Genomic DNA, 11,468 nt, shown 5'->3' with positions numbered 1-11,468 from the left:
CGGGGGCGGGCGCGGCCCAGGCTGCCGCCGGTGCCGCTGTGCCCACCATCTCGCGCGGGCGCGTGACCTTTGTGGATGCCGCTCTGCCGCAGGGCGTGGTGGTGCCCGATGCCAATCTAGCCGTGTTCTCGATCGCCGACCTCAACGCCCGCATGGATGCCAACCGTGCCCGCAGCCGCCGCAAGGTCGACATTACGCAGATCACCTTCCCCTTTAAGCCGGGCGACTACGTGGTGCACGCAACGCATGGCATCGCGCTCTTTAGCGAGATTGCGCGCCAGGAAGTGGGCGGCAAGGAGCGCGACTACTTTTTGCTGGAATATGCCGATGGCGACAAGCTCTACGTGCCGCTCGAGCAGGTCGACCGCATCACGCGCTATGTTGGCCCCGACGGCGACAAGCCGCGCCTGACTAGGCTCAATACCGCCGACTGGACGCGTGCCACCAACAAGGCGCGCAAGAACGCCAAAAAGCTGGCGTTTGATCTGGTCGACCTGTATACGCGCCGCTCGTCGATTACCGGTATCGCCTGTCCGCCCGATACGCCCGAGCAGATCGAGATGGAGGAGAGCTTCCCCTACGACGAGACGCGCGACCAGCTGGAGGCTATCGCCGACATTAAGGCCGACATGGAGGCGCCCAAGCCCATGGACCGCCTGCTGTGCGGCGACGTGGGCTTTGGCAAGACCGAGGTCGCCCTGCGCGCGGCGTTTAAGTGTGTGGACTCCGGCCGTCAGGTCATGGTGCTCTGCCCCACGACCATTCTGGCCCAGCAGCACTACGAGACCTTCTTTGAGCGCTTTGCCCCGTTTGGCCTTGAGGTCGAGGTGCTCAGCCGCTTCCGCACGCCGGCGCAGCAAAAGCGCGCGCTCAAGGCGTTTGCCGAGGGCACGATCGACGTGCTCATCGGCACGCACCGCTTGCTTTCGGCCGATGTGAACCCCAAGAACCTGGGCCTGGTGATCATCGACGAGGAACAGCGCTTTGGCGTGCAGCACAAGGAGCAGCTCAAGAACCTGCGCGAGCAGATTGACGTGCTCACGCTTTCGGCAACGCCTATTCCGCGAACCATGCAGATGGCCACGAGCGGCGTGCGCGACATGAGCCTGATCACGACACCGCCGACTGGGCGTCGTCCCGTGATCGTGCACGTGGGGGAGTACGACCCCGACGTGGTGAGTGCAGCGATTCGCCTGGAGGTGAGTCGCGGCGGACAGGTGTACTACGTGTCCAATCGCGTCAAGACCATTGACGACGCCGTGGCGCGCGTGCACGAGGCCGCGCCCGAGGCGCGCGTGGGCGTGGCGCACGGCAAGATGAGCCCGCGCGAGGTCGAGGACGTGATGATCGAGTTCGCGACCAAAAAGATCGACGTGCTCATTGCCACGACCATCGTGGAGAGCGGTATCGACAACGCGTGCGCCAACACGCTTATCATCGAGGATTCGCAGCGCCTGGGCCTGGCACAGCTCTACCAGCTCAAGGGCCGTGTGGGCCGCTCGGCTACGCAGGCCTACGCATACTTTATGTTCCCGGGCGAGCTGCCGCTTACCGAGGAGGCAACGGCGCGCCTGACCGCACTGTCCGAGTTCCAGGACCTGGGCAGCGGCATGCGCATCGCCATGCGCGACCTGGAGATTCGTGGCGCCGGCTCGCTTATGGGCGCCGAGCAGCACGGCAACCTGTCGAGCGTGGGCTTTGACCTGTTTACGCAGATGCTGGGCCAGGCCGTGGCCGAGGCGCGCGGCGACGACGATGCCGGCGTGGAGGCGGCGAACGTGGGCATTAACCTGCCGGCCGACTACTTCTTGTCCGAGGAGTACCTGCCGGCGGTGGATCAGCGCGTGCTCGTGTACCGTAAGCTCGCGGCGGCCGAGGACCTGGAGAGCATCGACGAGGTGCAGGAAGAGACTGAGGCCGCGCATGGCGAGCTGCCGTTGGCGGGACTCAACCTGTTCAACCGCGCGCGCATTCGTATTCGCGGCGAGCGCCTGGGGCTCGAGAGTGTCACGCTCAGCGGCGGGCGCATTACCTTCCTGGGCGTCGACGTGCCCAAGAAGGTGGCCTTTGAGTTCAAGACTCGCTATGGCGCGGTGAACTTCCCCAAGAGCCGCAAGCTATCGGTGCCCTACAAGGCGGGCGCCGGCGCAGGCAGCGGCCTGGGCCGCGGTCTCGACGCCAACGACGGCATCGGCCCCGTGGCGGCCGCACTCATGCTGCTGCAGCAGCTGGGTGCGAGCGACGACGACTAACAAGTAAGTCGGTGGGACAAAGTTATCAGTAGTTTTGTCCCAGGTGCGACAGTCGCATCGAGCCTGTCAACGCAAGCAACCCTGGGACAAAAACTACTGATAACTTTGTCCCACCACGTTGCGGGTCGACCCTTCGCCCCATCGAAAGGAAAGCATGTTCGGGTACATTTACAAGAAAGATGCCGCTGCTATCGCGGTTGTCCTGTGCCTTTGTCTGTGCGTGGGCAGCTTTTTCGATTATCAGATCTCGAGCGCGCTGTTTAACATCGCTAGCATGTACGGCCGCTTTATCGAGGCCGCCGGCGAGCTGCCGTTCGAGCTGACGGCGAGCATCGCGGGCGTTATGCTCGTGCGCGCGGTGCGTCCCGACTCCAGGGGGAGCAAATGGCTCGCCGTGCTCGGCATCCTTGTCAACGTCGGTCTGACTGGCTACGAGGTCGTTTCGTCCCTGCGGGTTGGCGGCAAACTTGTCGCAGCACAGTTGGTGCTGACGTTTGTGCTGGTCATCGCCGCCAACCTTATCGTCTGCCGCCTCACGCGCGATACCGATCCCAAAGAGCTCACGCGCTGGGCGTTGATGGTGCTTGCCGTGTGGGTCGCCCAGGCCGTCATCCTCAACGTGATCGTCAAGCCGCTGTGGTCGCGCCCGCGCATGCGCGTGATCGCGGTGACGCAGGGACTCGATTTTCAGCCGTGGTGGGTGATCGGTAACCCCGACAAGTGGGCCTATATCGCCGCCGGCGTGATCAAGGACGGCTTTAAGTCGTTTGCGAGCGGACACACGGCACACGCGGCGATCGGCCTTATGCTCGCCGGGCTTCCCGCGGCGACCTTTAAGGAAAAGCCGTCGCGCCGCCGCGTGGTCTTTTGGGTCGCCGCTGTGGTTGCGGCGCTCGTCGCCTTTGGTCGCATCGTGATTGGCGCGCACTTTTTGAGTGACGTGAGCTGCGGCTTTGCCCTGGTGCTGGCGCTCGAGTGCCTTGCCGCGCGCATTGCTTATCCGGGCGGCGTACAATAGCCCCATCTGAATCATCGGGCTCGTGCCCGGCTAGAGAGGATTATCATGCTCGCGTTCAACAACGACTATTCCCACGGCGCACATCCGGCGGTGCTGCAGGCGCTCGTCGACACCAATATGGAGCCGCAACCCGGCTACGGTACCGATGCACATACCGAGCGTGCCAAGCAACTTATTCGCGAGGCCTGCCAGGCGCCTGACGCCGACGTGTTTTTCCTGGTGGGCGGCACGCAGGCTAACGCGACGGTGATCGACATGCTGCTTGCGCCGTACGAGGGCGTCGTTGCTGCCGAGACTGGCCACGTTGCCTGCCACGAGGCGGGCGCCATCGAGTTTGGCGGCCACAAGGTGCTCACCATCCCCGGCTACGAGGGCAAGATGCACGCCGAGGATCTCGAAAACTATATCCAGGTGTTCTACGAAAACGAGAGCTACGAGCACACGGTATTCCCGGGCGCCGTGTATGTGAGCCTGTCGACCGAGTACGGCACGCTGTACTCCAAGGCCGAGCTCGCGGCGATTCATGCGGTGTGCCAGAAGCGCCAGATTCCGCTGTTTGTGGATGGCGCCCGCCTGGCCTATGCGCTGGCAGCCGATGAGTGCGACATTACCCTGCCCGAGCTGGCACAGCTGTGCGACGTGTTCTACATTGGCGGCACCAAGTGCGGCGCGCTTTGCGGCGAAGCCGTGGTGTTTTGCGGCATGCACGCTCCGGCACATCCCATTCCGCGCATTAAGCAGCACGGAGCGCTGCTTGCCAAGGGCCGCCTGACGGGCGTGCAGTTTGAGGCACTCTTTACCGATGGCCTGTATTTTGAGGTTGGTCGCCAGGCAATCGAGGCCGCGCAGGCGCTTCGTCGCGTGCTGCACGAGCGCGGCTACCAGTTCTTCTTGGAGACGCCGACCAACCAGCAGTTCGTGATTCTGCCCAACGAGGACATGGCCCGCATTCGCGAACATGCCTCGATCGAGTACTGGGAAAAGTACGACGAGGCCCACACCGTGGTACGTTTTTGCACCAGCTGGGCCACGACGCAGGAGGACATCGACGCGCTGGCGGCTGTCCTGTAGGTTGATGTAATGACGAGGGGCCGCCTTGCACCTGGGTTTGGCGCGGGGCGGCCTTTGCTTTTGAGAGGGAAGGGTTGTATGGCCGAGATGTCCGAGCCGACGATTCGCCTGGCGACGCCCGAAGACGCGCCGGCGTTGCTTGCCATCTATGAGCCGTATGTGCGCCAGACGGCGATTACCTGCGAATACGAGGTGCCGAGCGTTGAGGAGTTCGCCGGGCGCATCGAGCGTACACTCAAGCGCTATCCGTATCTGGTGATGGAGCTGGACGGGCGTCCGGTGGGTTATGCCTACGTGAGCCCGCTCAACAGCCGCGAGGCATACGACTGGTCGGTCGAGACGTCAATCTACCTGGCGCGCGATGTGCGCCATGGTGGGCTGGGTCGCAAGCTGCACGATGCGCTCAAGCAATGCCTGGTCGCGATGGGCATCACCAACATGTGCGCGCTCATCGCCGTACCGCACGACAAAGACGACGAGTATCTGACGCACAACAGCCAGGACTTCCATGCCCATATGGGGTATCGCCTGGTGGGCGCCTTCGACCGTTGCGCCCAAAAGTTCGGCCGCTGGTACGACATGTGCTGGATGGAGCTGGTCCTAGCCGAGCGCGTCCCCAACCAACCCAAACCAACCTGGTTCCCCGACCTCCTCGCCTAAAACCACCACAATGGGGACAGGCACCTTTGTGGTGGTTTCTCTCGAAAATCGGCCGTTTTTGGCGCGTTAACCTTAAAAACCACCACAAAGGTGCCTGTCCCCATTGTGGTGGTTTTGGTGGTGGTTAGCCGATGGGCTCGGTGTATTTGGCGCGGTCGGTGCGCTGGATACGCTTGGAGATGTGCAGCGGGCGGCCGTCGGTGTCGTAGACGTAGTCGGTGATCAGAATCAGCGCCTGCCCGCGCTTCACATTGAGCAAAAACGCCTCGTTTTGCGAGGCATAACACACCTCAAAGGTCTTGTGCCCCTGCGCCGGCGCGCGATGGAACTCCTGGCGCAGTGCGGTGTAGAGCGATCCGTTGATATCGCGATCGATGAGCGCCTCAAAACTTGGCGGCAGATAGGTGGTCTCCAAGCACAGCGGCGCATCGTCTAGATAGCGCAGACGGACGAGCTTGACGAGCTTGCTGCCCACGGCGGCATCGAAAAACTTGGCCACGTCGCCGGCAGCCTTGGCAAAGCCCGAGTCCACCGTGCGCGTGGTGGGCTTCATGCCCTGGCCCTGGATCTGCGCCGTGTAGCTCGAAAACACCAGGTTGTTCTCGTGGAGCGCCGGCGTGTCAGCCACAAAGGCGCCGCGCCCGCGCTCGGTGCGAACCAGGCCCTCGTCAACAAGCACCTTAAGGGCATGGCGCACAGTGCTGCGCGACAGCCCCGATTCGTCCATGAGCTCCATTTCGGACGGCAGCTTGTCACCGCAGGCGTAGATGCCGGCAGCGATGCGGTCGCGAAGCGTGGCCGCCAGACGCTCGTATTGGGTCAGTTTCTTTTTAGATGAAGCGCTCATGCGATCAACCTGTATCTAACCTGTATGCTTGCCTAATCAAGCATGTATCCAATTCAACAACAAAACCGCTGGTAACGAGTATTTATATACCGTATCAGCAAAATATCTAAGACAAATATAGCATACAACTAGTCGACATCGCTAAAACATGTATGTAACTTGTATGCCATCAAGAGCATCAAATGAGAAGAAAGGCTGATGCACGATGACTACTCAGGAACAGGTTAAGGATGTCGTCTCCCAGGTTTTGGCTGACAAGGCAGACAAGGGCGGCATCAAGCGCGTTGTGTGGATTGGCGCCGGCGGATCCAACGGCGGCAACTATCCTGCCCAGTACTTTATGGAGCACGAGGCTACGCAGGTCGTGAGCTCCAGCTACACCAGCAACGAGTTCGTGCACGCCACCCCGGCCTACGTCAACGAGAACACCCTGGCCGTCGTCGTTTCCATGCGCGGCACCAAGGAGACCATTGTCGCCGCTCAGGTCGCTAAGGACCACGGCGCCAGCACCATCGCCATCTATGTTGACGAGTCCGCCCTCACCGAGGTCTGTGACTACAAGATTCAGTACGACAGCTTGGCCGTCGACGAGTCCTGCATGGGCCGCACCAACTCCGCCGTTGTGACCATGATCGCTATGGAGCTTACGCAGCAGACCGAGGGCTATGCCGAGTACGAGACCGCTATGGCAGCCTTCGACCTGGTCGATCCTATCTATCGCAAGGCCGTTGAGTACACCCGTCCGCTCGCTGCCAAGTGGGCCGAGCAGAACGCTGACAAGCCCTGCATCAACGTCATGGCTCAGGGTCCGCTCTTTGGTGCCGCCTATGTCTTTAGCATCTGCAACGTGCAGGAGATGCTGCAGATCGACTCCTGCACCATCAACACCTGCGACTTCTTCCACGGCCCCTTCGAGATCCTGGACAAGCGCACCTCGCTGTTCCAGCTCATCAGCGTCGGCCGCAGCCGCTGCAACGACGAGCGCGGCATCCGCTTTGTCAACCAGTACGGTGGCGAGCGCGTCTATCAGCTCGATGCCAAGGAGCTCGGTCTCAACGACATCAAGGACAGCGTGAGCGAGTACTTCAACCACCTGATCTTTGCCCCGATCCTCAACAACGTCTACATGCGTGCGCTCTCCGCCGTCACCCACAAGGACTACATGACGCGCCGTTACATGTGGAAGCTGGACTACTAGGAGTTACGCGGTTTTACCAAACCGCGTAACGGCTCGACGCTGCGCTGTCCGTCCTCTACCTGCGGCGGGCCACTCATTGGGGACGTACTTAAACGACTGCCCCAAGGTGAGAGTGGATAAGCTCCCGTTTTTGGCATGTTTGGGGGCTCAAAGTGGGAGATTATCCACTCTCGTCATTTTGCGGCAGTTGGGTGACTAGTCATTGGGGACGTTTTTGTTTGACTAGTCGTTTAAGAACGTCCCCAATGACTCCACTCCTTTTGTCTAGAGATTTCCCGTTTGCCGATTTGTGTCTTGATAAATGTATATAACGACTATAACGTAGCATGAAACATACTGGAAACAAAGCCAAGGAGGCTACGTTGAAGAGAAGCAATCTGGGCTATGTGCTGGTGCTGATCGCCGCGCTTATGTGGGGCAGCATCGGAATCTTTGTAAACGGCATCTCGGCCATGGGTGTTTCGTCCCAGAGCATGGCTGCCTTTCGCTTGTTGGTCGGAGCGCTTATCTTGGCGCCGGTCCTGATGTTTATGGGCTGCCGTCCGGATGAGGGGTCTACCGTGGCTCAGGGTCCGCTGGCCCTGTTCAAGGCAAGCCCTAAAGAGCTTGTTTCCTGCGCACTTGTCGGTATCGTCGGTTTAGCCGCCGCCAACACCTGCTATTACGAGTGCATGGGCGAGGTGGGCATGTCCACGGCCTCGGTGCTGCTCTATACCTCGCCGGTGTTTGGCGTCGTGCTCGGCCGCGTGCTTTATCGCGAGGACGTGACCCCCAACAAGCTTGTTGCCATCGCTTTTAACATAGGTGGCTGTGTACTTGCAGTGACCAATGGCGACCTTTCCGGTTTCCATTTTTCGGTTTGGGGCGTCACGTCGGGCGTGATTGCAGGCCTTTGTGGGGCGTCGCTCGCGGTGTTTAGCCGAATAGCAACCAAGACGGTCCACCCGCTGGCCGTCACGTTTTGGGGCTTTGTTTTTGGCGGTGCGGTTATGGCAGCTATCGCGGCTCCGTGGCCGGATGTCGCCGCGGCAATGTCGCCACAGCTGCTGCTGCTGTTCCTTGGCTTTGGACTCATCCCCACAGCCGTGGCTTACATCTTATATATGCAGGGTCTGTCCATGGGGCTCGAGACGTCGAAAGTTCCCGTCGTAATGTCATTCGAGACGGTCGTCACCGTTCTTGTGGGCATTGGTATCTACGCGGAGCCCGTCGGCGCGATCAAGGTCCTGGGTATTGTGCTGGTGCTCGCGTCCATCCTGATCATGAACACCGACTTTTCCAAGCTGCGGAATAGCGTCATTGTCAAACGTATTGTCGAGAGCATGACCTTTAAGCCCAACGCGTGGTGGACCGAAAAATCTCAAGACATGGATCTGTTTAAGGAACGCACCGGCATCGCGCTGGAGCCCACCGTGCAGGAAAGCCCCTGGTATTTCGTGCGATAGAGGCAGTGTAAGCCCTTGGGGAACGTAACTGAGCGGGACTGTCCAACGAGCCACGGCGCTTTCGTTTCCAGTCAGTTAAACCCGCGAACGGTCGATATTTGGCCGTGAGTGGTTCTTATAATAATTATCAATATTCGCAACGTATAAGACGTTATAATGACCATAACGAAAAGGAGGAGGCAAGATGAATCAGATCATTCTCGCATCTCATGGCGGCCTGGCCGCAGGCGCCAAAGACACGCTCGAGATGGTTCTCGGCGACGTGTCGAACGTCCACGTCGTGTCGCTTGCTCGTGACGACAAGGAGCCCATCACCAATAAGGTGGACGCTCTGATCGCCACGTTCAACGCGGACGACACCGTCTATGTGCTGACCGATATGCTCGGCAGCTCGGTCAACAACAGCATGGTCGAGCTTTCCCGCAACGGTGCAGCATTCACGGTGATCAGCGGTTTCAACATTCCGCTGGCACTGACGCTTGCTATGAGCCCCGTCCCCGTCACGGGCGCCGAGCTCGCGGCCCTCATCAACGAGGCCCGCACCGGTCTGACCAACCCCAACGCGCCGATCGAGGCTGTCGTGGCCCCCACTAAGAAGGCCAAGGCGCCCCGTCACAGCTCCGGTCCCGCCAAGATCGTCCTCGCACGTCTTGACTACCGTCTGCTGCACGGCCAGGTCGTCTTTACCTGGACCACCAAGGTTCAGGCCGAGCGCATCATCGTCGTCGACAATGCTGCCGCCAACGATGACATCAAGAAGGGTGCTCTTAAGCTGGCCAAGCCCCAGGGCGTGCGCCTGAACGTCTTCACCGTCGAGCGTGCCCTTGCCAAGATGGACAAGCTCAACACCCTCGGCGAGCGCGTCATGTTCGTCTTTGGCAACACGGCCGAGATGCTGCAGTTCTGCCAGGGTTACAAGCTCGATGCCATCAACCTGGGCGCCACCGCCAACCACGACGGTGCCGATCAGGTCGGCGGCAAGGACAGCTCCGTCTTCTTCGACGCCACCCAGAAGGCCGACGTCAACCAGCTGCTCGACATGGGCATCAAGCTCTACGTCCAGCAGACCCCCACGTATCAGAGCGTCGACATCGACGCCAAGCTGTAATCAACCAGGCTTTTGCCTGACTGAAAGGAGAAGGGTATGAATACGTTCATCAGTGCGGTGCTCGTCGGCCTCGTCGGCGTGTTCTGCATGTGGGACTCCCGCCTGCTCGGTCGTCTTAACTTCGAGCAGCCCCTCGTTGGCGCCACGCTCGTCGGTCTGCTGCTGGGCGATGTGCCCACCGGCCTTGCCGTCGGTGCCGCCGTCGAGCTCGTGTCCATGGGCCTGGTGCAGGTCGGCGCCGCCGTTCCGCCCGATATGGTCCTTGGCGGCATCGTGGCAGCTGCCTTCGCGTGCCTGACCGATGCTTCCGCCGAGACCGCCATGACGATCGCCATCCCGGTCGCCGTCCTGGGTCAGCTCCTCGGCATCGTGTTCCGTTCCATCATCGCCGCCCTCACCCATGTGGCCGATAGCGCGATCGATAACGGCAAGTTCAAGACCGCCTACCGCATGCACATCTGCGTCGGCTCCGGTCTGTACGCCATCATGTACTTCCTGCCGATCTTCCTGGCCGTCTTTGTCGGTACCGACCTGGTCCAGGCCATCGTCAACATGGTTCCCGAGTGGCTGTCTACTGGTCTGAACGTCTCGACCAAGATCATGACTGCCTACGGTCTGGCCCTGCTGCTCACCATGATGATCAAGAAGGGTATGACCCCGTTCCTGTTCATCGGTTTCCTGCTCGCCGCTTACCTCAACCTGTCCGTCATCGCGGTCGCTCTGATCGGTGTGTGCCTGGCTGTCGTCTTCATGGGCTTCAAGTTCAACGGTTCCCATGCAGCCGCCGGTGTCGATTCCGACTACGATCCGCTCGAAGACGACGAAGACTAAGGAGGAACACACTATGGCAACCACAACCAAGGACGTGTCCCTGAACAAGAAGGTCAGCCAGTTCTTCTGGCGCTCCTGGGCCATCCAAGCCTCTTGGAACTACGAGCGTCAGATGAACATGGGCTTCCTCTACGGCATGGTTCCCACGCTCGACCGCCTCTACCCCGACGAGTCTGACCCCAAGCAGCTCGCTGCTAAGAAAGAGGCCTACCATCGTCACATGGCGTTCTACAACTGCACCCCGCAGACGAGCGCTTTCGTCCTGGGCCTCGCCGCCTCCATGGAGGAGGAGTACGCCAAGGATCCCGAGAACTTCGACCCCGATTCGATCAACGCGGTCAAGACCTCCCTCATGGGCCCGCTTTCCGGTATCGGTGACTCCTTCTTCCAGGGCACCATCCGCGTCATCGCCTTTGGTCTGGGCGTCCAGCTGGCTCAGCAGGGCTCCATCATGGGCCCGATCCTGGCCATGCTCATCTCCATCGTGCCCTCCGTGCTGATCACTTGGTTCGCCGCCAAGATGGGCTACCAGGGTGGCCACGAGTACCTGGGCAAGCTCCAGGGCGGCGACCTCATGGAGAAGCTCATGTATGTCTGCGGCATCGTGGGTCTTATGTCCGTGGGCGGCATGATCGCTACGCTGATCGGCGCCACCACCCCGCTGCAGTTCGCTGAGGGTACCGTCGTTATCCAGGACATCCTGGACGGCATGATGCCCCAGATGATCTCCCTTGGCCTCACCGGCCTTATGTACTGGCTCATCAAGAAGAACGTCAACACCGGTTGGCTTCTCGTGATCGCCATCGTGGGCGGCATCGCCCTCTCCGCGGCCGGCATCCTGGCCTAGTCGCGACCCAGCGTCTAACCGCTTTCCCCCGGGGGCCTGCCTGGCATCCCATACCCCAGGCAGGCTTCCATCCCTAAATGTGTCAAAGGGACAGTCCCTTTGTCGCATCCTCAACGGGCCGGCGACTCGGTCCTAACCACGGTAACCCTGCGAGCGTCCGGCAATGTGACGCCGCAAAAATTCGAAAGGAA

At 60.7% G+C, this 11,468-nt stretch carries 10 protein-coding genes; 9 read left to right on the top strand and 1 reads right to left on the bottom strand.

The genetic code is table 11. The features are described from left to right. The 4 genes from mfd to DXD49_RS01625 all read left to right on the top strand — a co-directional run. The coding region (mfd, locus tag DXD49_RS09715; RefSeq protein ID WP_199568913.1) for a transcription-repair coupling factor at positions 1-2,252 on the top strand (2,252 nt) is incomplete at its 5' end. Between the two features lie 154 nt (positions 2,253-2,406). Beyond that, on the top strand, positions 2,407-3,270 hold the full coding sequence (locus tag DXD49_RS01635) for a phosphatase PAP2 family protein (protein ID WP_117735432.1): 864 nt from the start codon (positions 2,407-2,409) through the stop codon (positions 3,268-3,270). Between the two features lie 45 nt (positions 3,271-3,315). Then, entirely contained in the window at positions 3,316-4,341 is a 1,026-nt protein-coding gene (locus DXD49_RS01630; RefSeq protein WP_117735433.1) for a low specificity L-threonine aldolase, read from the top strand. A 78-nt stretch (positions 4,342-4,419) separates the two neighbouring features. Continuing rightward, positions 4,420-5,001, top strand: coding sequence for a GNAT family N-acetyltransferase (locus DXD49_RS01625; protein ID WP_117735434.1), 582 nt, complete (start codon positions 4,420-4,422; stop codon positions 4,999-5,001). A gap of 124 nt (positions 5,002-5,125) precedes the next feature. Here DXD49_RS01625 and DXD49_RS01620 read toward each other — a convergent pair whose 3' ends face one another. Continuing rightward, entirely contained in the window at positions 5,126-5,848 is a 723-nt protein-coding gene (locus DXD49_RS01620; protein ID WP_117794030.1) for a GntR family transcriptional regulator, read from the bottom strand. A 205-nt stretch (positions 5,849-6,053) separates the two neighbouring features. Here DXD49_RS01620 and DXD49_RS01615 point away from each other — a divergent pair, with 205 nt between their 5' ends. The 5 genes from DXD49_RS01615 (at position 6,054) to DXD49_RS01595 (ending at position 11,277) form a co-directional block, all read left to right on the top strand. After that, positions 6,054-7,046, top strand: a complete 993-nt coding sequence (locus DXD49_RS01615) for an SIS domain-containing protein (protein ID WP_117648180.1) — start codon at positions 6,054-6,056, stop codon at positions 7,044-7,046. A gap of 362 nt (positions 7,047-7,408) precedes the next feature. Further along, positions 7,409-8,491 carry a DMT family transporter gene (locus tag DXD49_RS01610; RefSeq protein WP_158564838.1) on the top strand — a complete coding sequence of 361 codons (1,083 nt, stop codon included), beginning with the start codon at positions 7,409-7,411 and terminating at the stop codon, positions 8,489-8,491. A 184-nt stretch (positions 8,492-8,675) separates the two neighbouring features. Then, complete coding sequence (locus DXD49_RS01605) at positions 8,676-9,599, top strand: PTS mannose/fructose/sorbose transporter subunit IIAB (protein ID WP_117794028.1); 924 nt, start codon at positions 8,676-8,678, stop codon at positions 9,597-9,599. 36 nt (positions 9,600-9,635) lie between these two features. Further along, the gene (locus DXD49_RS01600) at positions 9,636-10,430 is read left to right on the top strand and encodes a PTS sugar transporter subunit IIC (protein ID WP_117794027.1); all 795 of its coding nucleotides are present in this window, start codon (positions 9,636-9,638) and stop codon (positions 10,428-10,430) included. Between the two features lie 13 nt (positions 10,431-10,443). Beyond that, positions 10,444-11,277, top strand: coding sequence for a PTS system mannose/fructose/sorbose family transporter subunit IID (locus DXD49_RS01595; protein ID WP_117794026.1), 834 nt, complete (start codon positions 10,444-10,446; stop codon positions 11,275-11,277). The last annotated feature ends 191 nt before the right edge of the window (positions 11,278-11,468 follow it).

Source organism: Collinsella sp. TM05-38, assembly GCF_003466445.1.
Classification (GTDB): domain Bacteria; phylum Actinomycetota; class Coriobacteriia; order Coriobacteriales; family Coriobacteriaceae; genus Collinsella.
Note: the sequence above shows the minus strand (reverse complement) of the source record. Positions and strands in the feature narration are given on the sequence as shown.

Excerpts from the sequence above, each read along its gene's own strand:
- DXD49_RS01635 (WP_117735432.1), top strand. The coding sequence starts at position 2,407 with ATGTTCGGGTACATTTACAAGAAAGATGCCGCTGCTATCGCGGTTGTC.
- DXD49_RS01630 (WP_117735433.1), top strand. The coding sequence starts at position 3,316 with ATGCTCGCGTTCAACAACGACTATTCCCACGGCGCACATCCGGCGGTG.
- DXD49_RS01625 (WP_117735434.1), top strand. The coding sequence starts at position 4,420 with ATGGCCGAGATGTCCGAGCCGACGATTCGCCTGGCGACGCCCGAAGAC.
- DXD49_RS01620 (WP_117794030.1), bottom strand. The coding sequence starts at position 5,848 with ATGAGCGCTTCATCTAAAAAGAAACTGACCCAATACGAGCGTCTGGCG.
- DXD49_RS01615 (WP_117648180.1), top strand. The coding sequence starts at position 6,054 with ATGACTACTCAGGAACAGGTTAAGGATGTCGTCTCCCAGGTTTTGGCT.
- DXD49_RS01605 (WP_117794028.1), top strand. The coding sequence starts at position 8,676 with ATGAATCAGATCATTCTCGCATCTCATGGCGGCCTGGCCGCAGGCGCC.
- DXD49_RS01600 (WP_117794027.1), top strand. The coding sequence starts at position 9,636 with ATGAATACGTTCATCAGTGCGGTGCTCGTCGGCCTCGTCGGCGTGTTC.
- DXD49_RS01595 (WP_117794026.1), top strand. The coding sequence starts at position 10,444 with ATGGCAACCACAACCAAGGACGTGTCCCTGAACAAGAAGGTCAGCCAG.